Genomic DNA, 25,596 nt, shown 5'->3' on the forward strand with positions numbered 1-25,596 from the left:
TCATCCTGAATGCGCGCAAGGCGGCGCGTGCGCCGAGCCGTTAACCGCTCCTCGCTTAACATCTCGTGCATCGCAGGGCAAAGCCGTCGCCTTCGCCGAATGTTCGCGCCCGGCCTTGCGAAAGCCGGGCGCATTGGCAATAGGACGCTGACGTGAAAAGGGAAACGGATCGCGAATGACCAGGCGAGTGCACATGATCGCGGCGGCACGCCCGAACTTCATGAAGGTGGCGCCGCTCTGGCACGCGCTTGCCGCCCACGACGGGTTCGAGCCCGTCCTGATCCACACCGGGCAGCACTACGACGCGAACATGTCGGACGACATCTTCGCCGATCTCGACCTCCCCGCGCCCGACCATCACCTCGGCGTCGGCTCCGGCAGCCATGCCGAGCAGACCGGCAAGGTGATGATCGCCTACGAGAAGATCGCGATGGACGAGCGGCCGGACTGGCTCGTCGTGGTCGGCGACGTCAACTCGACCGCCGCGTGCGCGATGGTCGGCGCGAAGCTCCACATCCCCGTCGTCCACCTCGAGGCGGGCCTGCGTTCGGGCGACCGCGCCATGCCGGAGGAGATCAACCGGCTGGTGACGGACGCGATCTCCGATGTTCTCTGGACGCCCTCACCCGACGGCGACGCGCACCTGCGCGCCGAAGGCGTCCCCGAAAGCCGCATCACCCGCGTCGGCAACATCATGATGGACAGCTTCGAGCGCATCCGGCCGAAGCTCGACGCCGAGAACGCCCCCGCCCGCTTCGGCCTCACGCCGGGCAATTACGGCGTCGTCACGCTGCACCGCCCGTCGAACGTCGACGAAGCGCCGCAGCTGAAGGCGCTCGTCGAGGCGCTGGTCGAAGCCTCCGAGCGCCTGCCGCTGATGTTCCCGATGCACCCGCGCACGAAAAGCCGGGTCGAGGCGTTCGGCCTTTCGGAAGCGCTCGCGAAGGGCAACATCACGCTCGCCGAACCGCAGTCCTACAAGCCGTTCATGAGTCTGCTCAAGGATGCGCGGATCGCGATCACCGACAGCGGCGGGCTCCAGGAGGAAACCACCTACCTCGGCATCCCGTGCCTCACCCTCCGCGACAACACCGAGCGCCCGATCACCGTGACCGAGGGCACCAACCGGCTGGTGAAGGCCGACGCGCTCGTCGGCGCGCTCGACGCCGCGCTCGGAGCCGCGCCCGGCACTGCGAAGCGCCCGGAATTCTGGGATGGCAGGACCGCCGAACGCTGCGTCGCCGATCTCGTGCGGCGCGGCCAGTAATGGCCATAAAGCCGCTTCACATCCTCGATCACTCGCTGCCGCTCCACAGCGGCTACACGTTCCGCTCGCGCGCGCTCATCGAAGGCCAGCGCCGCCTCGGTTGGCAGCCGCTGATGCTGACGACGCCGCGGCACTATGCGGACGGCCCCGATCCCGAGACCGTCGACGGCCTCACCTTCCACCGCACACGCCGCGCAGGACCGCCGATCCTCGGCGAGATCGCGGCAACCTCGAAACGCCTCGACGCCTTGATCGAGGCCGAGAAGCCGGACCTGCTGCACGCCCATTCGCCCGTGCTCACCTTCGCGGCCGCGTGGGGCGCATCCCGCCGCCACAACCTGCCGCTCGTCTACGAGATCCGCGCCTTCTGGGAGGATGCGGCGGTCGGCAACGGCACCGGCCGCGAAGGCGACCTCAAGTACCGGCTGACCCGCGCCGCCGAAAGCTGGGCGTGCCGGCAGGCCGATGCCGTCGGCGCCATCTGCAAGGGCCTGCTCGGCGACCTCCGCGCGCGCGGTATCGACGAGGCGAAGCTGTTCGAGATTCCGAACGCCGTCGATCTCGCGCAGTTCGGCGACCCGCTGCCGCACGACGCCGCGCTCGCAGCGGAGCTTGGCCTCGAAGACGCGGAGGTCGTCGGCTTCCTCGGCTCCTTCTACGACTACGAGGGCCTCGACATCCTGATCGCGGCGATGCCCCGGCTCGTCGCGGCGCGGCCGAAGGCGCACCTGCTGCTCGTCGGCGGCGGGCCGATGGAAACGTCGCTGCGCGCTGCGGCAGCGGCTTCATCCGCGAGCGACCGCATCCGCTTCGTCGGCCGCGTGCCGCACAGCGAGGTCGACCGCTACTACAGCCTCGTCGACGTGCTCGCCTATCCGCGCAAGGCGATGCGCCTCACCGAGCTGGTGACGCCGCTGAAGCCGCTGGAAGCGATGGCGCAGGAAAAGCTCGTCGCCGCCAGCAACGTCGGCGGACACCGCGAGCTGATCGAGGACGGCATCACCGGCACGCTGTTCGCGGCGGACGATCCCGACGCCGCGGCCGATGCGCTGATCGGCCTCCTCGCGGACCGCGACACGTGGCCCGCGCGCCGCGCCCGCGCCAAGTTGTGGGTTTCCGCGGAGCGCAACTGGGACCGCAGCGTCGCGGCCTACGTGCCGGTCTACGAACGCCTGCTCAATCGCGCACGGTAAGCGCTTCGAAATGCAGGCGCCGCGCCTGCAAGGGGCCGTGCCGCAGACTGTCCTCGCCGATGATCACGAGGTCGGCGACGAGTTCGCCCGGCAGGTCGATCTCGCCCTCCAGCAACATGCCGCACACGCGCAGCGCCGCGCGGTCGACGCTGTCCGCGTCGCCGTCGATGCGAAGCGTGAAGGCGTGGCGCTGCCCCTCGAATGTCGCGCTCGCCCACGGCTCCGCGTCGTAAGCCTCCACGACGCCGCTCAGCCCGCCCGTGCAGGCGCTCAGGCGGCATTTCACCGTCCGCATCAGCTGGCAGGGCGTCACGCGCCGCGCTCCGCCGTGCAGAGATCGCGGATATAGGCCTCGATTCGCGCCGTCGTGCGCGGCCGGGGCTCGCGGCCGCGCCTGAGGTCGAACACCAGCCGCGGGTCCCCGAGGGCGTTCCGTCCGAAGCGCGTCGGCGTCAGGCGTGTGCGTTTCAGGCAACGCTCGATTTGAAACAACAGCGACATTGCTTTCTCCCCGTCCTGATAGGAAAAAAACAACTATGAAGCGTTTTCCTACAAGTCTGGCGTTTGTATAGATTGCAAACCCGCCAATAAGACGTATCCTTCCCGAAACGACTCGGGGGAGGATGAAAATGGCAATTTTTCTTGTCACGTACGATTTGAAGAAGCCGGGCCAGAACTATGAGCCGGTGCATGACTATCTAAAGCAATATAATTACTGCAAAGGGTTGGAGTCTGTCTGGCTATTGGACACCGAAGTTCCCGCCTCAAAAATAAGAGACGACTTATCAAAGCTAATTGATACCAACGATGAGACTTTCATCGTGCGCCTACAGAGAGATTGGGCGTCTTACGGGTATTACTGCGCCGACTGGTTAAAGGATCCGGCTCGCCGCTGGTAATGAGCCCCGTAGGGTAGACCGTCCACTTTGAAGCGGATGCGTAGCAGCTTAGCTAGGGCGGATAGCAGTTTTAGTCTCATAGCGGTATCATAGTACCACGCATACTATAATACCTCAAGCGTCGGATGGCTTCTCCGCCGCAGGCTTCTGGCAGGCCACCTTCCGCAGCCTGTCCTCCCACGCCTTCTCGTCCTCGTCGCACTCTAACTCGCGCGCCGCTTCCTTGAACTTGTCGGATTGTGGTTTATTCTTATCCATCTTCCATCTGCCGCAAGAGTTCGGGAACAGGAACCTCCTTTCCTGGCATCAGGATGCGGAGTTGATTTCCGTCATTACAGGTAAGCACTTTGTCGAGATCAAGGAGGCCCCCGTCAAACGTGTGAAAGACGGGCACGTTTGCCGTGAGTGCGGTTGCGACATGCGTGGCATCAGCGGGCTTAATATTAACCCCAGAAAGTTGAAGGCTTTGAGCCTTAAGCCCCACGGGCTTGCCTAGGTCGACCAAGAACACGAAAGGTTGATCAAAAAACGCAGCGACATTCACAGATGTGTCCAAAGCTTCGCCACGGCGTTTTACAACTTCGCATAGCGAAAACGCAGACGTAACGATTTCTATTTCTCTATTCTCTGCACGCCTCATAACGCCACGGCACCAGTCGTAACGCGGAACCTTTATTTGGTTCGCCTGCGACGGCATCTCTTTGCGGATGTAAGCGATCCAAGCGTTTGCGTCCCAGTATACTCTGGGCGGTATTTTACTCACCACGCAACTCCGAGAGATACTCTTCCGTTGTTAGGCCGCCGGTGAAATCTGCGTCTAGAACATCCTCAACCCCCGGCAACGGGTCTCTATCCATCACCTCAATATAATCAGCGTCGATATGGTCAATTTGCGTCAAAGACTTATGATGGATTGTTCCATAAACGCGGATGCGGACTCCCTCCCAAATCTCGGACAGGCGCATTTCCTCGATTTGTCGGAAAGCAGTGCCAGAGGCAATGGCTTTCACTTCCACCCCGTCCAAGCGCGCTCGGAAGCGTAGAATTGCACGCCCGTGCCCATCAAGCTCTGCGCGGGTGACAAACCCCTCGACGGAGCCAAGCGCCCGATAGGCAGAGCTTTCTGTCTTCGCAGCGAACAGGCTCTCAACCCGTCTGGCCGCGTCCGGATCAATAACAAATGGCTCTACGTTTCCGTTGAACGCCACTGTCGTGCCGGCAAGGCCGTTTCTAACCCGTGCGTGGAGCTTCCGAGCTTTCGCGAGCGTGTCGTCGGTAAAGTGTGGAGGGCGAGCATTGCCGCCATGAAGTGCAATAAGCCCTTCAATGGCGGCCGTCTCCACCGCTTCGGCTCTGGCATCCACGAAAATGGCGGGATTTGTAGCGAAAGGCGTAAGCTCAAAGCTGATCGGGTTTTCGCGCTCAGCGTCCGTCACGCGCCACACAATCTGGTTTGTATGGTCATCCGTAAGCGCTTTCTCCACGCCTTGGAGCACTTCCACGAAATCCCGAATCTGGCCAAGTAGATCGTCCACGGTTGGCGCATTTTCGCCCGCCTCCCCAGCGCCCTTGATCGTGACCCTCACGGGCTTAGCCATGATGTGTGCCTCCGATATGGATTCTAGGCCGGACGAGACTCGACGTAAAGAAGCCACTCATCGATGTGGTTTCGTGCGCCATCGGCTTCGATGCCGCGTCCCGCCTTTAGGTGCTTGCTGCGGCCCGGATACCAGCTGACCTATACGTTAGCCGCTTGCCAGCGATACCCTTTACCGCTTCGGTCGAACGATCCTTGTCATTGTAGCCGTTGGCCTCGCGGAAGCTGTAACGGAACTCGAACTCGGCCAGATAGCGGTGCAGATGCTTCTCCGCGCAGTGCTGGTACACGCCGCGCATACCGCGCTTGAAGATGCTGAAAGCGCCTTCCACGGTGTTCGTGGTGTCAAACGGCGTTCAAAAGGGACCCCCGATCGGCGTCGAAGAGGGACCCCCTTTTCGGATAATATGATGCTGGTTTGTTGAAGATGGCCTTGCGCTGCGTGCGGCGGAGGGCGGGCGTAGCCCGACCGGAGGCGCGCGCAGCGCAAGATAGATTTTTGAAGGCGCCGAAGGTGGCTGTCAGCTGCGGTTTTTGAAGCGCCAGCTGTCGTTGCCCGTCTCGACGATATCGCAGTGGTGGGTGACGCGGTCGAGCAGCGCCGTGGTCATCTTGGGATCGCCGAACACGGTCGGCCATTCGCCGAAGGCGAGGTTCGTGGTGATGATGACGCTGGTCCGCTCATAAAGCTTGCTGATGAGGTGGAACAGCAACTGCCCTCCCGAGCGGGCGAACGGCAGATAACCGAGCTCGTCGAGCACGATCAGGTCGAGCCGCGACAGCTGCGCCGCCAGGGTCCCGCCTTTGCCGATCCGGGTCTCCTCTTCGAGGCGTGTCACCAGATCGACGGTGTTGAAGTAGCGGGCGCGAGCGCCCCTTCGCACGACATTGGCGGTGATCGCGATGGCGAGGTGGGTCTTGCCTGTCCCCGTGCCGCCGACCAGCACGATATTGCGGCGAGGCGGGAGGAAGGAGCCATCGTGAAGGGAGCGGATCATCTCCTCATTGATCGGTGTGCCCTCGAAGCTGAACCGCTCCAGGTCCTTCACCACGGGCAGCCTCGCAGCCGTCATCCGATAGCGGATGGAGGCTGCATCCCGGTGGGTCGCCTCAGCACGGAGCAGGTCGGTCAGTATCTCCATGGTGGTGCGCTTGCGCTGGAGGCCGGTGGTGACCGCCTCGTCGAACGCCGCCGCCATGCCCTTGAGTCCGAGGCCGCGCATCGTGTCGATCATATCATGCCGCTGCATCATAGCCTCGCAGCAGATCATAGCGGGCACAGTCGGCGAGCGGAGGATGCTGCAGCATCCGGTCTTCCGAAGTGACGATGCTGTGGGGTGTCGCCGGCTCGCGGCGCCGGGAGTGATCTTCCTCCGGTTGTGCGGACACTAGGGTTAGCCCGTCATGCGTTGCTCGGCCTGTTCGGGGGTGAGATACCCGAGCGCCGAGTGCATGCGATGCCGATTATAATAGCCTTCGATATATCCGAACAGAGCCTGCCGGGCTTCGACGTGCGTTGCCCAGCGGCATTGATGGACCAGTTCGACCTTCAGCGTATGAAAGAAGCTCTCCATCGGCGCGTTGTCGTAACAGTTTCCGGTGCGGCTCATCGACGCGGTCGCGCCGATCGCGGTGAGTTGATCGACATAAGCCCCGGCGGCATATTGCGATCCGCGATCGGAGTGATGCACGAGTCCGCGTGCTGGTCGCTGCCGTTGGGCGGCCATCATCAACGCAGCGAGCGTCAGTTCGGTGCGCATGTGATCCCGCATCGCCCAGCCCACGATCTTGCGCGTCGCCAGATCGAGCACGGCCGCCAGATACAGCCAGCCTTCGCCGGTCGGGATATAGCTGATATCGGCCAGCCACACGCGGTTCGGCGCCGTTGCTTCGAAGCGCTGCGCTAGCAGGTTCGGCGCGATCGGCAGGTAATGGCGGCTGTCGGTCGTCGAGGGCCGAAAGCGGCGACCGGCAAGCGCACGAATGCCGTGACGGCGCATCAGCCGCTCGACACGACCGCGGCTGCAGCCGCGCCCTTCCGCGCGCAGCGCGGCATGCATCCGGGGACTGCCGTATCGCCCGGAATGCCGCGCCTGGATCCGGCGGATATCGGCGAGCAACACGGCGTTCTCCGTCATGCGCATACTCGGCGGTCGATCGCGCCAATCGTAATAGCCGCTGCGCGACACACCGAGCATGCGGCACATGACGCTGACCGGCCAGGGGCCAGCATGGGCGCGGATGAACTGGAACTTCACCGTGGCATCTCCGCGCAAATGCCGACCGCTTTTTTAGAATGTCGCGCTCCATGCGCGTGCGATCGAGCTCGCGGCGTAGCCTGGCAATCTCCGACGCCTGATCCGCCGGCGACGCCATCGACGATGATAGCGGCTTCGCCGCAGGCACTGTCCCCTTGATCTCCAGTGCCCGTTGCCAGCGCCTCAACATCGTCGGCATGATACCCAACTCACGCGCAACGTCGGCCTGCATCCGACCGCTCGTCTCCCATAGCGTCACCGCCTCGCGCTTGAACTCGTCCGTGAAATATCGCTTCCCAACCTTTGCCATCTTACACCTCCTGGCTCCAATGAGCCCTTCATCGGTGTCCGCGCAACCGGGGGAAGATCACATGGGCATCGAACAGCATCTCCTGGCCCTCGCGCGGATAGGCTCGGACATAGGGTGCGCGCGAGTCGCAGAGACGCATATGCGCCACCTTCACCCGCATCGGCTTGCCGGCGATCTCCACATCCTCGTGGCTCCAGTCGAACTGGTAGGCCTCACCCGGCTGGAAGGTCATCGGGATGAACGCCGGTGCGCCTTCGCCAGCATCCTTCCGCCGCGCAGCACGCCAGCGCGCCGCATAGCGGCGCACCGCATCATAGGATCCATCGAACCCCTCGCGCACCAGCAGGTCATGGATACGCGTCATCCGTAGCCGATCGCGGCGGCCGCGACCTTCGTTCTCCTCAAGCAGCGCATCGAGACGATCCTGATAAGGACCGATCCGCGGCAGCGGCTGGACTTTGCGCTGATAGTTGAACGCCGCCTCCGGCGACCGGATCGCTTTGCGGACGACCTTCCGCGACAAACGAAGGTCACGAGCGATCGCCTTGATCGCCTTACCCGCTGCATGCTCACGCCGAATCCGAACCACTGTCTCCACGATCAACATCCCGTTCTCGCCAACTGATCAAAACCAGTCGGCCGACTAAATCCCCGGGATGAAGGGGTCCTTTTTGCACGCCGATCACCCCACGAAGGGGGTGCCTATTGCACGCTGATCCTCATGTTCGTGGTCACGTCGCCGCGCACGTATTCCTTCTCGTAGTGATGAACGGCCTGATGGTCGGCGAACTCGCGGCCCACCTTACGGTAGATCATCGATTCGTCGGTCATTAGGCGGGCTTCGCGGGCAATGTTCGCCATGACAATCGGCTGAATGAGCTTGCCGGACGCCTTTTCGACGTGGAACAGGCGGCTACGGCCCGTCTCACGGTCCACGAGGCCGAGAACCGCCATCTTGTGATGGTACGCGCCCTTGATCGGAGCGCCAGCCTTGCGGCCAATGAACGTTTCGTCGACTTCAACCGCGCCACCGTTGCCGCCGAACGGAGCAAGGTGGCCCGAACGCATGGCCTCACGGATGCGGTGCGCCAGAAACCAAGCCGTCTTGTAGGTGACTTCCAGAACGCGGTGCAGCTGGTGGGCGCTGATGCCCTTCTTGCTGCTCGTCATCAGGTACACGGCCTGCAACATCTTGTGCAGCGGCATACGGGCATGTTCGAACACCGTGCCCACTTTCACCGTGAACTGGCCTTTGCAGTGGCCGCACTTCTTGAGGCCGATGCGGACGCGCTTCTCTGGGTTCGGCTTGATCGACGAAATACGGTCGGTTGCACCGCAGTGTGGGCACGTCGGACCCTCCGGCCAGATCACGCCCTCAAGGTATGCGAAGGCGGCTTCTTCATTGTGGAAGTAGGGCTTGCTGAGAACCGACATGTCTTTGACTCCGTTATAGGAATCTTATCCCATAAACGAAGTGGGTTTGCAAGGTATATAATCGCCACAAGTCTAGGATAAAAACGATCACCTGTTTGCCCGAAGGGGAGGCCTACCCGTGAACGCAGCCGCCGTTCGCCGGACACTCGACACGCTCATCCAGGCACGCGGAGAAGACTACGCGTCCGTGTCGCGCCTCATCGGCCGCAATCCCACCTACATCCAGCAGTTCATCCGGCGCGGCGTGCCCCGCAAGCTCGACGAGGACGACCGGCGCACGCTCGCGCGCCATTTCGATGTCCCCGAGCATGTGCTCGGCGGCCCGGCGGCGCGCGTCGGGCAGGCCGTCATCGCGCGCGCGGCCGAGGCCGCGGCGGTGGACGACTACCTCCTGATCCCCTGTCTCGACGCCGCCGGCGACGCCCCGGAAGCCGCGCTCGCCTTTCAGGCGCGCTGGGTTGCCGGGCTGTGCAGCGGCAACCCGCAGGCGCTCGCGGTCATGCGCGTCGAAGGCGACGCGATGCACCCGACGCTGTCGCACGGCGATCCCGTTCTCATCGACACCGCAGACGGCGCGGAGGCGCTGCGCGACGGCATCTACGCGCTGCGCAGCGGCGGCGTGGTCGTGAAACGGCTGACGCGAAACCCCGCGACACAGGGCATCGCGATCCGCAGCGACAATCCCGGCTGGCCGGACTGGGAGGATTGCCCGCCCGAAAGCCTCGATGTCGTGGGGCGCGTGATCTGGGTGGGGCGCGAACTGCGCTAGGGCTGAATGTCGATCTAGCGGTTCCGCCGAAGCACCGCCCAAAGGATCGCGAGCGCGATACCGGCTCCGAGCCCGATGAGCGCGCCGAGCAGGGCCTGGTGCCGGGCGATGCCGAATCCCGCGCCCGCGAAGAGCCCGAGCGCGATGAGCAGCCCCGCCGGCGAGCCCTGATTCCGCCCGCGCCGTTCAGCCTGCATTCCACATTCCTTCGCTACCTACGGGCCTGTTTTCTGCACCGACTGTCCCGCCATGACACAGGCCGGACAGGCCGTTTGGCAGGCGAAACAGGGAAAGCCTTTTGAATTCAGCTTGTTGGCAGATGGCATCAGCCTTGCTGGTGATGGTGCGGGAACAGGATAGGCGGGGGTTACCTCCAATGCAATTGCTTGCCATACATGACCGCGGCTCGCTCGAGGACGCCTCGAGCCTGATCGCGAAGTTCGGGGACGACGCCGTCGTCGAGGCCGCGACCATCGCCGATCGCTATCGCGATTCCGGCAATCTCAATCTTTTCTGCCGCTGGCGGCAGGTCGAGCGGGCGATCATGCTGCTCCAGCTCGAGGACGTCGTCGGCGAAGTGCACTGATCCATCGTCGAAACGATGGACGAACCCGCTTCGCGAACACGATTCCCCCTACCCGCACGGGCTCGGCTTCGGCTAGACCCATGCAATGTATCGGGCGCTGATCGGCACCAGCATTGCGGCTATTGCGCTCCTTCAGTCATTGCCGGTGGCTGCGCAGCAGCTTGCCCCCCCGGCGGCCGGCGACACGTCCGACCCCGATAGTCTCGACGACCAGAGAACCAGTCCGCGCGCGCCGCTCCCGGAACTCCCCGAGATCGAGGACGAGTGGCGGGACCTCTTCGCCGAGGACGCCGCCGAAGCGGACGTCGCGCTGGAAGCGCAGGACGCCCCCGTCGATCTCCGCTACGACTTCGAGCTCGGGCCAATCAGCCGCCTGAAGGTCGCGGATGCGTTCAAGTCGCTGTCCGCGCTGGTCGCCGGGCGCGGCAAGACCGTGCCGTCGCTCGCCGAGTTGCAACGCCGCGCGCGCACCGACACCGAACTGCTCGCCCGCCTGCTCCGCGCCGAGGGCTACTACGATCCCGAAATCGCGATCGAGGTCGACCCCGCCGCCCGCGACGGCCTCGTCCAGGTCACTGCGACGATCGACACGGGGCCGCGCTATGCGCTCGGAGAAATCAAGATCAATGTCGACGATGAAGCGGAGCGCGCGCTCGTCGAACAGAAGCTCAACCTCCGGGAAAAGCAGCCGCTCGTCGCGAACGACGTGAACGCGGCGCTCGACCGGCTGCGGCTCGGCCTCGGCCAAAGCGGCTTCCCGTTCGCGGACGTCGAGAACCCGGACATCGTCGTCGATCACGACACGCGCACCGCCTCCTACACGCTCGACGTGAAGCTCGGCGACAATTCCCGCTTCGGGCAGATCCGCGTCGAGGGCGACCCGCTGTTCAGCGCCAAGCACATCGGCCGCCTCGCCCGCTTCAAGCCGGGCGATCCCTACGACACGCGCGAGATCGAGGACCTGCGCCGCGCGCTCATCGCCACGGGCCTCGTCAGCACCGTCAGCATCACGCCCGAGCGCGGCGAGGCGCAGGCCGACGGCACGACGCCGGTCGACCTGCGCGTGGCGCTGACCCCCGCCCCGCAGCGCACGCTCGCCGGGCAGGTCGGCTACAGCACGACCGACGGCTTCCGCGTCGAGGCGAGCTGGCAGCACCGCAACCTCATCCGGCCGCAGGGCCAGGTCACGTTCCGCGGCGTGCTCGGCACGCAGGAGCAGCGCCTTTCCGCCGATCTCCGCCGCTCGAACTGGAAGCAGCGCGACCGCACGCTCGCCGCGCGCGCCGAGATCAGCGTCGAGGACCGCGAGGCCTATTACGCGCGCACGATCGGCGTCGGCGCCTATCTCGAACGCGAGACCAACCTCATCTGGCAGAAGGCGTGGACCTACCGGTTCGGCGCCGAGCTTCAGGCGTCCGAAGAGCGCGACCGCAGCCTGCGCATCGCGCCGGGCTTCGCGCCGCTCCGCACCTTCATCATCGCCGCCGCGCCCGTGCAGGTCAGCTACGACGGCACCGACGACCTGCTCGATCCCAAGCACGGGTTCCGCCTCACCGGCTGGGCAAGCCCGGAAGCCTCGTTCCAGAACGGCTTCTTCGGCTACACGCGCGTGCAGGTGGACGGCTCCGCCTACCTGCCGATGATGGAGGACGACCTCGTGCTCGCCGGGCGCGCGCGCATCGGCACGATCTTCGGCGCGACCCGCGCACGCATCGCGCCATCCCGCCGCTTCTACGCGGGCGGCGGCGGCTCGGTGCGCGGCTACGGCTATCAGGACGTCGGGCCGCAGGATACGGACGGCGACCCGCTCGGCGGCCGCAGCCTCATGGAGTTCAGCCTCGAGGCGCGCTACCGCTTCGGCAATTTCGGCGTCGTGCCGTTCATCGACGCGGGCCAGATCGACACCCGCCCCTACCCGCGCTTCCGCGATCTCCAGTTCGGCGCCGGCATCGGCGCGCGCTACTACACGAACTTCGGACCCATCCGGCTCGACGTGGCGACCCCGCTCAACCGGCAGCGCGGCGATGCCCGCGTCGCCATCTACGTCTCCATCGGGCAGGCGTTCTGATGACGGACCGCGACGGCATCATCGAGGAGATCGAGGACGAGGTGCTCAGCCGCCCGTTCTGGACCTATGCGATGCGCGGCTTCCTCTGGCTCAGCGCGATCGCGGTCGGGATCGCGCTGCTCATCGCCGCCGCGCTCACCGTGCTCGATACCGAGCGGGGCCGCGTCTGGCTCGTCGCGCGCGTCATGGGCCTCGAGCCCGAATCGGGGCTGCGCATCGGCATCGACCGCATCGACGGCTCGCTCTACGGCGCCGCCGTCGTCCACGGCCTCACGCTGTCGGACCCGGAGGGCCGCTTCCTCGAAGCCCCGCGCGTCGAGCTGGACTGGCGGCCGCAGGCCGTGTTCAGCCGCCGCCTGCACATCATGAAGCTCGCCGTGCCGGAGGCGCGGCTGCTCAAGGTGCCCAAGCTGATCCCCAGCGAGGAGGAAAAGCCGATCCTCCCGAACTACGACATCTATGTCGGACGGTTCGAGGTCGGCGACCTGACGCTGGAACCGCCCGTGCTCGGCAAGCGGCACCAACTTTCCGCGGACGGCGGCGTCGACATCGCCCGCGGGCACCTGCTCGCCGCGCTGCGCGCCAGCTCCCGCACCGGCGGCGACGCCCTCGTCGCGCGCGTCGATGCCCGTCCCGACGACAAGGTGTTCGACGTCGAAGGCAAGCTCCTCGCCCCGGCGGGCGGTGTCGTCGGCGGCATCCTCGGCCTCGACCAGCCGCTCGTCGCCACCATCGAGGGTGAAGGAAGCTGGGAGAAGTGGCGCGGCACGGCCGTCGGCACGCTCGGCGACAGCCCGCTGATGGACCTCGCGCTCAGCGCCGACGCCGGGCGCTTCGCGCTGAAGGGCACCGCCTCCCCCGGCCTCGCCGTCGGCGGCATCGTCCGCAAGTTCGGATCGCCCTCGATCGAGGTCGATGCCGCGGCGACCATCGCCGAGCGCGTCGTCGACGGCCGCGCCTCCATCATCTCGCCCTCGGTCGGGCTTGAGCTCGACGGCGCCGTCGATCTCGCAAAGTCGCGCTTCAGGACCGTGTCGGTGGGGGCCTCCGTGCGCGAGCCGAAGGCGCTGATCTCGACGATGACGGCGGAGGACATGCGCCTCGCCATGACGCTCGACGGCCCCCTCTCGCGGCCGCTCGTCGACTACAGGCTGTCCGCCGACTGGCTCGCCATCGGCACCACGCGGCTCGACCGCGTCGAGGTGACGGGCAAGGGCGAGCTGCCGAAGGACGGGCTCGCCGTTCCGGTCGAGGCGCGTGCGCTCCGCGTCACCGGCCTCGGCGAACTGGTCGAGGACCTCGCCACCAACCCGCGCATCACCGGCGTCATCGCGCTCGACGGCCCCTATATCACGGGCAAGGGCCTCAAGGTCGCCAGCGACCGCGTCACCGCGACCGCGGACCTCAGCATCGAGACGCGGACGGGCCGCTACAGCGTGAACGCCGACGGGTCCCTGCCGCGCTACGTCATTCCGGGCCTCGGCATGGCCGACATCAAGGCGAAGCTGCTGTTCGAGCCGGATGCACGGGCCGGCAACCGCCTGCGGATCAGCGGCAGGGCCGACGCGGCGATGACGCGGCTCGACAACGGGCTGCTGACCTTCCTCTTCGAGGGCAATCCCCGCGTCGTCGCCAACATCGACCGCGCGCCGGACGGCCTCGTCACCTTCACGAACGCCATGCTCACCTCGCCCGACATGCGCGTCACCGGGCGCGGCACCTACGCGATGGACCAGCGCATCCGCTTCGACGGCGAGGCCGTGTCCAAGCGCTACGGCCGGATGGACGTCGAACTCGGCGGCCTCGTGACCCGGCCGGAAGCGACGATCAAGGTCGACAGCTACGCGGCGGGCATCGAGCTGCGCGACATCCGCGCGACGTTCACGCCGCAGGGCGACAACTACGCCTTCACCGCGCTCGCCGACACGGTCGCGGGCCCCGCGCGTGCGCGCGGCCGTATCCTCACGGGCGGGCCGCAGACCGTGTACGACATCGAAGCCGCCGAGATCGCCGGGCTGACCGCGACCGGCCCGCTCCGCGCCGTCGAGGGCGCACCGGCGGTCTCGGGCGTGCTCGACGTGCGCGGCGCCGGCATTTCCGGCAAGATCCGCCTGTCGCCGGAAGACGGCGTGCAGCGCATCGACGCCAATCTCGGCGCGCGCGCCGCGCGGCTCGATTTCGGCGGCGGCACCGCCATCCGGCGCGGCTGGGTGGACGGCAACATCGTGCTGCGCGAGGAAGGCGCGGAAATCTCCGGCCGCTTCGACATCGAGGGGCTGAAGCAGTCGGCGCTGCTGCTGAAGACCCTGAAGGGCACGCTCGAAATGCAGCGCGGCGAAGGCACCGCCGCGCTGATCGCGACCGGCGAGCGCGGCACGCCCTTCACCTTCGACCTCGCCGCGAGCTTCGACCCCGAAAGCATCATCGTCACCAGCCAGGGCACGATCGCGCGGCAGGCGTTCGCGCTCGCCGCCCCTGCCCGCCTCAACCGCACGGAGGACGGCTGGCACCTCGCGCCCGTCGTGCTGAACCTGCCCTCCGGCACGGCGCGGATCAGCGGCACGTTCGGCGAGTCGATCAGCCTCACCACCGATCTGAACGCCGCCGGGCTCGGCCTCCTTCAGCTCGCGCTGCCGGGCATGAACTTCTCGGGCACCGCGAGCGGGCGCATCGACATGATCTTCCCGGCGGGCGGCCTGCCGCGCGGCACCGCGAAGCTACGCGTCGCCGATTTCACGCGGGCGACCGAGGCCTTCTCGAAGCCCGTCGACCTCGCCGTGGTCGCGCAGCTCGAAGCGAACAAGGCGGTGATGCGCGCCGCCTTCCTGGATGGCGGCCAGCGCCTCGGCGTCCTGCAAGGCCGCCTGCTGTCGATTCCGGGCAGCGTCGACGACCCGTGGCTCGACCGCCTGATGAACGCGCCAATCTCGGGCCAGCTCCGCTGGCGCGGCCCCGCCGAGATGCTGTGGCCGCTCACCGGCGTCGGCGCGCTCAGCGTGCGCGGCAACATCGCCGTGGCGCTGGAGATCACGGGCGAGCTCGGCGACCCGGCGCTCACGGGGATCGTGCGCTCGCGCACGTCGCGCATCGAAAGCGCGATCACCGGCACGGTCGTCGACAACATCCGCCTCGACGGGCGGTTCACCGGCTCGCGCCTCGAACTCACCGAGTTCTCGGGAACCGCGGGCGGCGGCAGCATCTCCGGCAGCGGCGGCATCGACCTGTCCTTCGCGCGCGGCTTCCCGATCGAGATCGCGATGGTGCTGAAATCGGCGCTGATCCTCAACCGCGACGACCTGCGCGCCACCGCGAGCGGCCCCCTGCGCATCCGCAACGGGCCGGACGGCGCGGTCATCTCGGGCGACGTCAACATCGACCGGGCCCGCTTCAACATCGGGCAGACCGCGCAGACCGAGGTGCCCGTGCTCCGCGTGCGCGAGCGGAACACCGAGCTGCTGCGCGCCGAGCCGGTGGTCGCGGAAGGCGCGGCGGAGCCCACCGTCTGGCAGTTCGACGTGAAGGCGCGCGGCAACAACGAGATCATGGTCCGCGGCATGGGCCTCGATTCGGAATGGTCGGCGGACCTCGACATCAAGGGATCGGCGACCGCGCCCCGCATCGGCGGCGTCGCCGAGCTGGTGCGCGGCGACTACGAGTTTGCGGGCAAGACCTTCCGGCTGACGCGCGGCGAGCTGCGCTTCACCGGCACCTATCCGCCCGATCCGGTCGTGGACATCGCGGCCGAGGCGCGCGTCGAGGGCCTCACCGCCACCATCACCATCCGCGGCACCGGGCAGCGCCCCGAGATCGCCTTCTCGTCGGTGCCCGCGCTGCCGCAGGACGAGGTGCTCTCGCGCGTGCTGTTCGGCACCTCGATCGCCAACCTCTCCGCGCCCGAAGCGCTCCAGCTCGCGGGCGCGGTCGCGTCGCTTCAGGGCGGCAACGGCGGCATCAACCCGATCAACGCCGTGCGCCGCGCGGTCGGGCTCGACCGGCTGCGCATCATGGAGGCGAACCAGGCGACCGGTCAGAAGACCGCCGTCGCGGCGGGCGAGTACCTCACCGACCGGGTCTACGTGGAAGTCGCCACCGACGCGCAAGGCTACACCGCGACGCAGCTCGAGATCGAGCTGACCCGCGCGCTTTCGATCCTCTCGTCGGTCGCGACGCTCGGCGGCACCAGCGTCAACCTGCGCTGGTCGAAGGACTACTGAGTTCATCTGGAAAAGCGCGGAAAAGCGTGAAAACTGGGGCGACTGACGGGGATCGAACCCGCAACCTCTGGTACCACAAACCAGCGCTCTAACCGATTGAGCTACAGTCGCCGCGCGCGATGAGGATGCGCACATACGGGCGCCCCGCCCTGCCGTCAAGCGAGCCGCGGACCCGTGCTGAATTTTTAGGCAAGATGCCCGGAAGTCGTGCAGCCTTCGGGGCGCCCCTGCCCGGAATCTGCGCTTTGCCGCGCTGCGGCATCTGGCACGGATCATGCGTTACGCGGACCAGTACCCATCCGGGGCAGATCGAATTCGTTCAAGGGGTAAGGCCAAGTGAAAAAGATCGAGGCCATCATCAAGCCCTTCAAGCTTGATGAGGTGAAGGAAGCGCTGCACGAGGTCGGCGTGTCGGGCATCACCGTCGTGGAAGCCAAGGGCTTCGGGCGCCAGAAGGGCCACACCGAGCTCTACCGCGGCGCCGAGTACATCGTCGACTTTCTCCCGAAGGTGAAGCTCGAGGTCGTCGTCGACGACGCCATCGTCGAGCGCACCGTCGAGGCCATCGCGGGCGCCGCCAAGACGGGCCGCATCGGCGACGGCAAGATCTTCGTGTCGACGATCGAGTCGGCCTACCGCATCCGCACCGGCGAGCGCGACAGCGAAGCCATCTGAACCATCATACCGGACAACAACTCCACAACAGCAGGGTTAAAGAGGAAAGGCGAGTAATGGCGAACAAACCGGCCGATATTCTGAAGCTGATCAAGGACAAGGAGATCGAGTGGCTCGATGTCCGTTTCACCGATCTTCGGGGCAAGTGGCACCACATGGCGATGTGCGCCGGGGTCGTCGACGAGGACATGCTGACCGACGGCATCATGTTCGACGGCTCCTCGATCGACGGCTGGAAGGCCATCAACGAGTCCGACATGATCCTGAAGCCGGACCTCGACTCGGTCTATGTCGATCCGTTCTCGGCGACGCCGATGCTGATCGTGTTCTGCGACATCATCGAGCCGTCGACGGGCGAGATGTACGGCTCCGACCCGCGCTCGGTCGCGAAGCGCGCCGAGGCGTTCCTCGGCAACAGCGGTATCGGCGACACCGCCTACGTCGGCCCGGAGGCCGAGTTCTTCGTCTTCGACGACGTCCGCTTCGAGAACGGCTACAACGGCTCCGGCTTCAAGATCGACGACATCGAGCTGCCGACCAACACGGGCCGCGAGTACGACGAAGGCAACATGGGGCACCGTCCGCGCGCCAAGGGCGGCTATTTCCCGGTCGCACCGGTCGATCCGTGCCACGACCTGCGTTCGGAAATGGTCTCCGTGATGCTCGAAATGGGCCTGCCCATGGACAAGCATCATCACGAGGTTGCTGCGGCGCAGCACGAGCTCGGCCTCACCTTCGGCACGCTCGTCCAGACCGCCGACCGTATGCAGATCTACAAGTACGTCGTGCACAATGTCGCGCACGCCTATGGTAAAACGGCAACATTCATGCCGAAGCCGATCAAGGACGACAACGGCTCGGGGATGCACACCCACATCTCGATCTGGAAGAAGAGCAAGCCGCTGTTCTCGGGCGACGGCTACGCCGGCCTTTCCGAAACCGCGCTGTTCTTCATCGGCGGCGTCATCAAGCACGCCAAGGCGCTGAACGCGTTCACGAACCCCTCGACGAACAGCTACAAGCGCCTCGTCCCGGGCTTCGAGGCGCCGGTGCTGCTGGCCTACTCCAGCCGCAACCGTTCGGCCTCCTGCCGCATCCCCTACGGCACGGGCCCCAAGAGCCGCCGCGTCGAGTTCCGCTTCCCGGACGCCACGGCGAACCCGTACCTCTGCTACGCCGCGCTGCTGATGGCGGGCCTCGACGGCATCGAGAACCGCATCCATCCGGGCGGGCCGATGGACAAGAACCTCTACGACCTTCCGCCGAAGGAGCTGAAGAAGGTTCCGACCGTGTGCGGCTCGCTGCGCGAGGCGCTCGTCAACCTCGACAAGAACCGCAAGGTCTTCACCCGCGGCGGCGTCTTCACCAACGAGCTGATCGACAGCTTCATCGAGCTGAAGATGCAGGAAGTGCTGCGCTGGGAAATGGCACCCTCGCCTGTCGAGTTCGACATGTACTATTCGGCCTGATCGGGGGATTCGGGTCGTTCAGGGGCTCGCGCGAAAGCGCGGGCCCCTTTCGTTTGCGACGACCGTACCGCCTGCAAACACGCACGGCGGCCCTTACCCACACACGTCATACCGGCCTGCGCCGGTATGACGATACTGAACGCGGGAAACGCGACTGGCTGCAGTCACGCCCTCCAAATAAAGAAGCCCCGGAAGTCATAGGACTTCCGGGGCTTTCCTTGTGGTCGGGGACTTCGGATCAGAACGCCGCGGTCAGCGAAATTATGATCGCCGAGTCCGTGATCTTGCGGATCGACGGATCGCCGCTCTTCACGTCCGTATCAACATAGGAGATGCCGAGCGTCAGCTTGTCGTAGGAAACCGACGCGCCGAGCGACCAGTCGAGATAGTCGCCGTCCGTGGAGAACGGTGCATCCACCGACAAGGAACCGTCAGTGTAGCCGAGATGCGCGTTCAGCGAGATCGGCGTGTTCGGAATGGCCGCCGACCAGTCCGTGTAGATATAGAAGCTGTCGTCGTTGCCGAGCGAGTCCTGGCTCGGCGCATAGGCGACGCCGACGGTGGCGCCGACCGGGCCGAGTTCCTTGCTCAGCGCGGCCGTGATTTCCACCACGTCCGTACCGCTGGTGCCCGGATAGAGATACCAGATCGCGCCGATGTCGTAGCCGAAGCCGCCGACTTCGCCGGCGTAGCCCGCATAGACGTCGATCTCGGTGTTGGCGCCGCCGTATGAGCCCCAGCCCGCGAGGCTCGAGCCCCACGTGCCGACATAGAAGCCGCTGGAATGGTTGACGTCGATGCCGCCCTGGATGGCCACTTCCTCATCCGAAAGCGAAACGCCGCGCCAGCGGTACTGCGAGAAAATCCCGGCATTTCCCGAGATTTCCCAATCGCTGGTCGCCTCTTCCTGCGCAAAAGCCGGAGCGGCCGTTGCGAGGCCGCCGACAAGCGCGGCAGCCGCAAGCACGGTCTTCGAGACCGCGCGGCTGCTAGTTCCCTTTTTCATCATTCCTCCACCTTCATTTCAGCTGTGATCGCTGCCCGCCCTGGGAGGTTTCGTTCCGAAGCTTGCGCTTCAGCGAGGATAGTTGATCACACTGCGGCGACGCACAAGCGATTTCGCTGCGGTGGTCGCCAAGTTGCAACGCAAATGATGTTTTCGCGCAACAGTCTGAATCCAGACAGAAAGAAGGGCCGGCGTCGCCGCCGGCCCTCTAGTCAAATCCTTGGGGAGGATCGCCATATAGGCATATGTATACTGCACCGCAGCACGTCATGTTGCAACGCAAAAATGCAGCGGCGGCAAAAAAATCCGCGCTTAAGGCGTTTTTCATGCCTGCCGCCTAAGACAGGTCGGATGATCGACGCAGACGCAGGCGGCTGGAGAATGAGCGAACCCTACCGGAACGCCGCCGCGCTCCCGCCGGACATGACGGCAGACACCGCGTCCCGCATCGCGGACATCGCCGCCGAGGCCATCACTGGCATCGACCCGCATACCGGCCTCGCCAGCGATTTCCTCAATCAATTCAATGAAGTGCTCATGCTCCTCGAAGTCACCGGCAGCGACAGCGACCTCGGCCGCGATCTCCACGGCTGGCGGCCGCGCGGATATGTCGAGCATTTCGAGACGAGCCACCTGCGCGATTCGGCGCTGGTGATCGAGGCCTATGCGCTCTGCCCGGTCTCCGTCCGGCGGCGCTTCGACCGGCTGAGCGCCGACCTGTCCGCGTTCATCCTGAACGGCCTTGCCGACCTGCGCCTCATCGACGGCGAGGCGGCACAGGACGCGCGCCGGATGCTCGCGGAGCGGATTCGCCGGCGCGTCGAATCGCTGTCCGCGATCATCCACCCTGCCGAGCGCAGGTTCGACAACGACACGATTTCCGCGCTGTTCGGCCACGTCCGCTAGACGGGCGGCAGCCCCTTCACCGTTGCCCCGGCGCCCCCTATAAGGCCGCTATGAGTGACCTTTTCACCGGCGCCGCCAACCCGACCGACTACACCGCAGACCAGATCGAAGTGCTCGAAGGGCTGGAGCCGGTTCGCCGCCGCCCCGGCATGTATATCGGCGGCACCGACGAGCGCGCGCTGCATCACCTCGCCGCCGAGGTGCTCGACAACAGCATGGACGAGGCGGTCGCCGGGCACGCGAACCGCATCGAGGTCTCGCTCGCCTCCGACGGTACGCTGACGATCGCCGACAACGGTCGCGGCATCCCGGTCGACGCGCACCCCAAGTATCCGGGCAAGTCGGCGCTCGAAGTGATCTTCACCATGCTGCACTCGGGCGGCAAATTCTCCAGCAAGGCCTACGCGACCTCGGGCGGCCTGCACGGCGTCGGCATCTCCGTGGTGAACGCGCTCTCCGACGAGCTCGTCGTCGAGGTGGCGCGAAACCGCGAGCTTTACCGCCAGCGCTATTCGCGCGGCCATACGGCATCCGGGCTGGAAAAGGTCGGCGCGGCGCCGAACCGGCGCGGCACGACGATCGCGTTCCACCCGGACCCGGAAATCTTCGGCGACAAGGCGACGTTCCGCCCTGCCCGCCTCTACCGGCTCGCACGCTCCAAGGCCTATCTGTTCCGGGGCGTCGAAATCCGCTGGTCGTGCGACCCTGAACTCATCAGCGACGACACGCCCGCGGCCGCGGTGTTCCAGTTCCCCGGCGGCCTTGCCGACCATCTCGCCGAACAGCTCGGCGACCGGGACTGCGCGACCAACGAGTTCTTCTCCGGACGCGCCGAATTCCCGGATTCGCAGGGCTCGGCCGAGTGGGCGGTGGCGTGGCCGCTCTACGGCGAAGGCTCGGCGAGCTACTACTGCAACACCATCCCGACGCCTGCGGGCGGCACGCACGAGGCGGGCCTGCGCGCCGCGCTCGTCAAGGGCATCCGCGCCTTCGCGGGCCTCGTCGGGCAGAAGAAGGGCGAAGGCCTCACCGCCGAGGACGTGCTTTCGGGCGCGGAGATCATGCTCTCCGTGTTCATCCGCGAGCCGCAGTTCCAGAGCCAGACCAAGGACCGGCTGACGAGCCCGGAGGCCGCGAAGTTCGTGGAGGCCGCGGTCAAGGACCATTTCGACCATTTCCTCGCCGACAACATGGAGCGCGGCCGCGCGCTCCTCGGCTTCGCGCTCGAACGCATGGACGAGCGGCTGAAACGCCGCGCCGAGAAGGAGATCAAGCGCAAGACCGCGACGAGCGCGCGCCGCCTGCGCCTGCCCGGCAAGCTCACCGACTGCGCGTCCGACGCGCCCGAGGGCACCGAGATCTTCATCGTCGAGGGCGATTCGGCGGGCGGCTCGGCCAAGCAGGCGCGCGACCGCAAGACGCAGGCGATCCTGCCCATCCGCGGCAAGATCCTGAACGTCGCCTCGGCGAACAGCCAGAAGATCGGCGCCAACCAGGAGATCGCCGATCTCATCCAGGCGCTCGGCTGCGGCACGCGCGACCGCTTCGATCCGGATGCGCTGCGCTACGACCGCGTCGTCATCATGACCGACGCCGACGTCGACGGCGCCCACATCGCGACGCTGCTGATGACCTTCTTCTTCCAGGAGATGGCGGGCCTCGTGAAGAACGGCCACCTCTACCTCGCGCAGCCGCCGCTCTACCGCCTGTCGCAGGGCGGCAAGGTCGCCTACGCGCGCGACGACGCGCACAAGGACGAGCTGCTCGCGGGCGATTTCGCCGGGCGCGGCAAGGTGGAGATCGGCCGCTTCAAGGGCCTCGGCGAGATGTCGCCCATGCAGCTCCGCGAGACCACGATGGACCCGGAGAAGCGCACGCTGATCCGCGTGACGCTGCCCGACACCTACGAGGAGCGCGCGCCCGTCGTCGATCTCGTCGACCGGCTGATGGGCCGCAACCCGGAGCACCGCTTCAATTTCATTCAGGAGCGCGCCGCCAGCGTTTCGGAGGACGCGATCGACGTTTAGTCGGAAAGCGCCGCCACCAGATCGCGCACCTTCTTCTGCCGCCACTGCGCGCTCGGGGCGATCAGCCAGTAGGCCTCGTCGGAAGACTTCGGCTCCATGACGACGGCGAGCCGCCCGGCGGCGATGTCGGCCTCGGCGAGCACCAGCGGCACGCGCGCGATGCCGTAGCCGGAAACCGCGCTGTCGATGGCGAGCCCGGCGTCGGCGACGCCGAGGCTGGCGTTGCGGTCGGCCATGTGGAGGCCGTGCGCCTCGAACCAGCCGCGCCAGTCCGCGGATGGGTGCTCGATGAGCGGCTGCGCGGCGACTTCCGAGACGATCTTCACGTTCGCGGCGATCTCCGGCGCCGCCACCAGCGCGACCGTGCCCGGCGCGATCAGCTTGCCGCTCAGTTCCTCCTCGGCGGGCATCGCGCCGAAGAAGACCGCCGCGTCGAGATTGGCGGCGTTGAAATCGACCGGCCCCTCCGAGGGGAGGATCGTCACCTGCCGCGCGGGCGTCGACGCCTTGATGAGGCCGAGCCGCGGCGCCAGCCACTTGCCGATGAAGTCGCGCGGCGCGGCGATGGTCAGGCGCTCCTCGCCCTGCCCGGCCTGCATGATCGCGACCGCTTCCTCCAGCTTCGCGAAGCCTTCGCGCAGCGCAGGCAGGCTGCGCACCGCCTCGTCGGTGAGTTCGAGGTTGCGCGTCATGCGCCGGAACAGCACGGTGCCGAGCACGTCCTCGAGCGTGCGGATCTGCTGGCCCACGGCGGCGGGCGTCACCGCAAGCTCGTCCGCCGCCTTGGTGAACGACAGATGCCGCGCCGCCGCGTCGAAGACGCGCAGGGCATTCAGGGGCAGCAAGGTCCGCTTCATGGCCGCGACGATTACAGGGCGCGCGCCGGGCGATCAAACGCGAAACTCACGGTTAACCCGAATTTTACCATAAGCGCGCTAAACGGGCCCCGTGCCTAGCGGCACACCTTACCTCCCCTAGCTGGATTTCCAGCCGACTGATTTTTCAAGGGCCGCCCGGTCGTATCCGGCGGCCTTTTTCTTTTCGGCGCCGCTGCCGTTTCGAGGCCGCGCTTGTTCCCGCATCACGGAGCGGGTATCGCGCCGAAGATGTCCGAAAACGCCGCCATCGTTCTCCTGTCCGGAGGGCTCGATTCCGTCACGTGCGCCGCCATCGCGCACGCGGGCGGATATGCCGTGCACGCGCTCACCATCGACTACAACCAACGCCACCGCGTGGAGCTGGACGCGGCGCGGCGGGCGGCGGCGCGCTATGCCGCGCGGCACATCGTGCTGCCGCTCGACCTGCGGGCGTTCGGCGGCTCGGCGCTCACGGGCGACATCGCCGTGCCGAAGGGCGACGGCCCCGTGGACAGCGGCGTGATACCGCCGACCTACGTGCCGGCGCGCAACACGGTGTTCCTGTCGGTGGCGCTCGCGTGGGCCGAGGCGATCGGCGCGCGCGACATCTTCATCGGGGTGAATGCGCTCGACTATTCGGGCTATCCGGATTGCCGCCCCGCCTTCATCACCGCGTTCGAGGCGCTCGCCGCCACCGCCACGAAGGCGGGCGCCGAGGGCGGGCGCTTCAAGGTGCATACGCCGCTCATCGCGCTCGACAAGGCGGGCATCGCGCGCGAGGCTGCGCGCCTCGGCGTCGACATCGCCGGAACGTGGACCTGCTACGATCCCGCGACGGGCGCGGACGGAGCGTCGCTCCACTGCGGCCGCTGCGACGCCTGCCGCCTCAGGCACAAGGGCTTCGAGGAGGCGGGCCTCCCCGACCCCACCGCCTACGCGGCGCCATGACCTACGCGGTCAAGGAAATCTATGCGACATTGCAGGGCGAAGGCGCGCAGACCGGCCGCCGCGCCGTGTTCCTGCGCTTCGCCGGCTGCAACCTCTGGTCCGGGCTGGAGCGCGACCGCGCAAACGCGGTCTGCACCTTCTGCGACACGGATTTCGTCGGCACCGACGGTCCGGGCGGCGGCAAGTTCGTGGACGCCGGGGCGCTCGCCGGGGCGGTCGCGGCGGCATGGGGCGATGCCCCGGATCACCGCCTCGTCGTCTGCACCGGCGGCGAGCCTCTGCTGCAACTGGACCGCCCGCTGATCGACGCGCTGCACGCCCGCGGCTTCTCGGTCGCCATCGAGACCAACGGCACGCTCGCCGCGCCCGAAGGGATCGACTGGATCTGCGTCAGCCCCAAGGCGGATGCCGAGCTGGTGCAGCGCTATGGCGACGAGTTGAAGCTCGTCTATCCGCAGCCGAACAACAGCCCGGAGATGTTCGAGCATCTCGACTTCCGGAATTTCTTCCTGCAACCGATGGACGGCCCCGCGCAGGCTGAGAATATCGCCGCCGCGACGGAATACTGCCTCGCGCATCCGAAGTGGCGCCTGTCGCTCCAGACGCACAAGCTGATCGGGATTCCCTAACCCCGCCCCCGATACGGCGCAACGCCCTGATCCGGCACCCACACGTCCGCCGGTTGGGGTCCGGATTGCCAGAACACGTCGATGGGAATGCCGCCGCGCGGATACCAGTAGCCGCCAATGCGCAGCCAGTGCGGCGCCATTTCACGCAGCAGCCGCTCGCCGATGCCAACCGTGCAATCCTCGTGGAACGCCGCGTGGTTGCGGAAGGAACCGAGGAACAGCTTCAGCGACTTCGATTCGACGATGGCCGCGGCGGGCACGTAGTCGATGACGAGGTGCGCGAAATCGGGCTGGCCTGTCACCGGGCAGAGCGAGGTGAACTCCGGCGCGGCGAAGCGCACGAGGTAGCGGCTTTGGGGCCGCGGATTGGGCACGTAGTCGAGCTTCGCGTCCTCCGGCGACGCCGGAAGCGCGCTCGGCTTGCCGAGATGCGTCGTTTCCATGGGTTTCGGGTTAAGCCCGCGACTTGCCATTGGCAATATCG

General features: G+C 66.4%; 26 protein-coding genes, 1 tRNA gene and 2 pseudogenes. 13 read left to right on the top strand and 16 right to left on the bottom strand.

Translation table 11 applies throughout. From position 1 onward, the window contains the following. Window positions 1-175: 175 nt before the first annotated feature. Both wecB and PE061_RS17365 read left to right on the top strand, forming a co-directional pair. On the top strand, window positions 176-1,267 hold the full coding sequence (wecB, locus tag PE061_RS17360) for a non-hydrolyzing UDP-N-acetylglucosamine 2-epimerase (RefSeq protein ID WP_271256477.1): 1,092 nt from the start codon (window positions 176-178) through the stop codon (window positions 1,265-1,267). Beyond that, entirely contained in the window at window positions 1,267-2,460 is a 1,194-nt protein-coding gene (locus PE061_RS17365) for a TIGR04063 family PEP-CTERM/XrtA system glycosyltransferase (protein WP_420794319.1), read from the top strand. The genes wecB and PE061_RS17365 overlap by 1 nt, the downstream gene beginning before the upstream one ends. On the opposite strand, the gene PE061_RS17370 is transcribed toward PE061_RS17365, so the two are convergent. Then, window positions 2,444-2,773: a hypothetical protein gene (locus PE061_RS17370; RefSeq protein WP_271256478.1), complete on the bottom strand. Its 330-nt coding sequence runs from the start codon at window positions 2,771-2,773 to the stop codon at window positions 2,444-2,446. The genes PE061_RS17365 and PE061_RS17370 overlap by 17 nt on opposite strands. Continuing rightward, the gene (locus tag PE061_RS17375; RefSeq protein ID WP_271256479.1) at window positions 2,770-2,961 is read right to left on the bottom strand and encodes a hypothetical protein; all 192 of its coding nucleotides are present in this window, start codon (window positions 2,959-2,961) and stop codon (window positions 2,770-2,772) included. The genes PE061_RS17370 and PE061_RS17375 overlap by 4 nt, the downstream gene beginning before the upstream one ends. 128 nt (window positions 2,962-3,089) lie before the next feature. Here PE061_RS17375 and PE061_RS17380 point away from each other — a divergent pair, with 128 nt between their 5' ends. Further along, entirely contained in the window at window positions 3,090-3,359 is a 270-nt protein-coding gene (locus PE061_RS17380; protein ID WP_271256480.1) for a hypothetical protein, read from the top strand. 114 nt (window positions 3,360-3,473) lie between these two features. Here the strand turns inward: PE061_RS17380 and PE061_RS17385 are convergent, their stop codons facing one another. The 9 genes and pseudogenes from PE061_RS17385 to PE061_RS17425 all read right to left on the bottom strand — a co-directional run bounded on the left by PE061_RS17385 (window position 3,474) and on the right by PE061_RS17425 (window position 8,958). Further along, on the bottom strand, window positions 3,474-3,617 hold the full coding sequence (locus PE061_RS17385) for a hypothetical protein (protein WP_271256481.1): 144 nt from the start codon (window positions 3,615-3,617) through the stop codon (window positions 3,474-3,476). Continuing rightward, window positions 3,610-4,122, bottom strand: coding sequence for a type II toxin-antitoxin system VapC family toxin (locus PE061_RS17390; RefSeq protein ID WP_271256482.1), 513 nt, complete (start codon window positions 4,120-4,122; stop codon window positions 3,610-3,612). The genes PE061_RS17385 and PE061_RS17390 overlap by 8 nt, the downstream gene beginning before the upstream one ends. Further along, window positions 4,115-4,957 (bottom strand): hypothetical protein, encoded by an 843-nt coding sequence (locus PE061_RS17395; protein WP_271256483.1) that lies wholly within the window; start codon window positions 4,955-4,957, stop codon window positions 4,115-4,117. Before PE061_RS17395 ends, PE061_RS17390 begins: the two co-directional genes overlap by 8 nt. A gap of 106 nt (window positions 4,958-5,063) precedes the next feature. Further along, window positions 5,064-5,300, bottom strand: a pseudogene (locus PE061_RS17400) (transposase); the annotation flags it as partial. A 177-nt stretch (window positions 5,301-5,477) separates the two neighbouring features. Beyond that, window positions 5,478-6,206 carry an IS21-like element helper ATPase IstB gene (istB, locus tag PE061_RS17405; protein ID WP_031304487.1) on the bottom strand — a complete coding sequence of 243 codons (729 nt, stop codon included), beginning with the start codon at window positions 6,204-6,206 and terminating at the stop codon, window positions 5,478-5,480. Next, complete coding sequence (locus PE061_RS17410; RefSeq protein ID WP_271256237.1) at window positions 6,193-6,345, bottom strand: hypothetical protein; 153 nt, start codon at window positions 6,343-6,345, stop codon at window positions 6,193-6,195. Before PE061_RS17410 ends, istB begins: the two co-directional genes overlap by 14 nt. Window positions 6,346-6,350: 5 nt before the next feature. Continuing rightward, window positions 6,351-7,524, bottom strand: a protein-coding gene (locus PE061_RS17415; protein ID WP_420794306.1) for an IS3 family transposase whose coding sequence is annotated in 2 segments (ribosomal slippage) — window positions 6,351-7,242 and window positions 7,241-7,524 — 1,176 coding nt in all. Because the reading frame shifts where the segments join, the coding sequence is not laid out codon by codon here. Between the two features lie 61 nt (window positions 7,525-7,585). Beyond that, window positions 7,586-8,131, bottom strand: a pseudogene (locus tag PE061_RS17420) (IS21 family transposase); the annotation flags it as partial. Between the two features lie 95 nt (window positions 8,132-8,226). After that, on the bottom strand, window positions 8,227-8,958 hold the full coding sequence (locus PE061_RS17425) for an IS1595 family transposase (protein WP_271256484.1): 732 nt from the start codon (window positions 8,956-8,958) through the stop codon (window positions 8,227-8,229). Window positions 8,959-9,076: 118 nt separating this feature from the next. Between PE061_RS17425 and PE061_RS17430 the strand changes: the two genes are divergently transcribed. Beyond that, complete coding sequence (locus PE061_RS17430; RefSeq protein ID WP_271256485.1) at window positions 9,077-9,727, top strand: S24 family peptidase; 651 nt, start codon at window positions 9,077-9,079, stop codon at window positions 9,725-9,727. Between the two features lie 14 nt (window positions 9,728-9,741). Here PE061_RS17430 and PE061_RS17435 read toward each other — a convergent pair whose 3' ends face one another. Continuing rightward, complete coding sequence (locus PE061_RS17435; RefSeq protein ID WP_271256486.1) at window positions 9,742-9,924, bottom strand: hypothetical protein; 183 nt, start codon at window positions 9,922-9,924, stop codon at window positions 9,742-9,744. A 179-nt stretch (window positions 9,925-10,103) separates the two neighbouring features. Here PE061_RS17435 and PE061_RS17440 point away from each other — a divergent pair, with 179 nt between their 5' ends. From PE061_RS17440 to PE061_RS17450, 3 genes are all read left to right on the top strand, one after another. Further along, entirely contained in the window at window positions 10,104-10,313 is a 210-nt protein-coding gene (locus PE061_RS17440) for a hypothetical protein (RefSeq protein WP_121048184.1), read from the top strand. Between the two features lie 85 nt (window positions 10,314-10,398). After that, window positions 10,399-12,381, top strand: a complete 1,983-nt coding sequence (locus PE061_RS17445; protein ID WP_271256487.1) for an autotransporter assembly complex protein TamA — start codon at window positions 10,399-10,401, stop codon at window positions 12,379-12,381. Then, window positions 12,381-16,595 (top strand): translocation/assembly module TamB domain-containing protein, encoded by a 4,215-nt coding sequence (locus PE061_RS17450; protein WP_271256488.1) that lies wholly within the window; start codon window positions 12,381-12,383, stop codon window positions 16,593-16,595. Before PE061_RS17445 ends, PE061_RS17450 begins: the two co-directional genes overlap by 1 nt. Window positions 16,596-16,629: 34 nt before the next feature. Here PE061_RS17450 and PE061_RS17455 read toward each other — a convergent pair. Then, a tRNA-His gene (locus PE061_RS17455) sits at window positions 16,630-16,706 on the bottom strand. 225 nt (window positions 16,707-16,931) lie between these two features. On the opposite strand from PE061_RS17455, the gene PE061_RS17460 reads away from it, so the two are divergent. Together PE061_RS17460 and glnA are read left to right on the top strand one after the other, a co-directional pair. Continuing rightward, the gene (locus PE061_RS17460) at window positions 16,932-17,270 is read left to right on the top strand and encodes a P-II family nitrogen regulator (protein ID WP_271256489.1); all 339 of its coding nucleotides are present in this window, start codon (window positions 16,932-16,934) and stop codon (window positions 17,268-17,270) included. Window positions 17,271-17,326: 56 nt separating this feature from the next. Further along, window positions 17,327-18,739 carry a type I glutamate--ammonia ligase gene (gene glnA / locus PE061_RS17465; RefSeq protein ID WP_271256490.1) on the top strand — a complete coding sequence of 471 codons (1,413 nt, stop codon included), beginning with the start codon at window positions 17,327-17,329 and terminating at the stop codon, window positions 18,737-18,739. A gap of 238 nt (window positions 18,740-18,977) precedes the next feature. On the opposite strand, the gene PE061_RS17470 is transcribed toward glnA, so the two are convergent. Continuing rightward, entirely contained in the window at window positions 18,978-19,748 is a 771-nt protein-coding gene (locus PE061_RS17470; protein ID WP_271256491.1) for a TorF family putative porin, read from the bottom strand. Between the two features lie 378 nt (window positions 19,749-20,126). Between PE061_RS17470 and PE061_RS17475 the strand changes: the two genes are divergently transcribed. Both PE061_RS17475 and parE read left to right on the top strand, forming a co-directional pair. Next, a complete protein-coding gene (locus PE061_RS17475) occupies window positions 20,127-20,651 on the top strand; it encodes a hypothetical protein (protein WP_271256492.1) in 525 nt (174 codons plus the stop codon). A 50-nt stretch (window positions 20,652-20,701) separates the two neighbouring features. Further along, window positions 20,702-22,678 (top strand): DNA topoisomerase IV subunit B, encoded by a 1,977-nt coding sequence (parE, locus tag PE061_RS17480; RefSeq protein WP_271256493.1) that lies wholly within the window; start codon window positions 20,702-20,704, stop codon window positions 22,676-22,678. On the opposite strand, the gene PE061_RS17485 is transcribed toward parE, so the two are convergent. Next, window positions 22,675-23,523, bottom strand: a complete 849-nt coding sequence (locus tag PE061_RS17485) for a LysR family transcriptional regulator (protein ID WP_336297004.1) — start codon at window positions 23,521-23,523, stop codon at window positions 22,675-22,677. The two genes, parE and PE061_RS17485, sit on opposite strands and share 4 nt — an antisense overlap. 261 nt (window positions 23,524-23,784) lie before the next feature. Between PE061_RS17485 and queC the strand changes: the two genes are divergently transcribed. Together queC and queE are read left to right on the top strand one after the other, a co-directional pair. After that, on the top strand, window positions 23,785-24,483 hold the full coding sequence (queC, locus tag PE061_RS17490) for a 7-cyano-7-deazaguanine synthase QueC (RefSeq protein ID WP_271256495.1): 699 nt from the start codon (window positions 23,785-23,787) through the stop codon (window positions 24,481-24,483). Continuing rightward, window positions 24,480-25,112, top strand: coding sequence for a 7-carboxy-7-deazaguanine synthase (gene queE, locus PE061_RS17495; RefSeq protein ID WP_271256496.1), 633 nt, complete (start codon window positions 24,480-24,482; stop codon window positions 25,110-25,112). The genes queC and queE overlap by 4 nt, the downstream gene beginning before the upstream one ends. Here the strand turns inward: queE and queF are convergent. Next, window positions 25,109-25,555, bottom strand: coding sequence for a preQ(1) synthase (gene queF, locus PE061_RS17500; protein ID WP_271256497.1), 447 nt, complete (start codon window positions 25,553-25,555; stop codon window positions 25,109-25,111). The genes queE and queF overlap by 4 nt on opposite strands. Window positions 25,556-25,596 lie beyond the last annotated feature (41 nt).

Origin of the sequence: Sphingosinicella microcystinivorans (genome assembly GCF_027941835.1) — a bacterium.
Classification (GTDB): domain Bacteria; phylum Pseudomonadota; class Alphaproteobacteria; order Sphingomonadales; family Sphingomonadaceae; genus Sphingosinicella.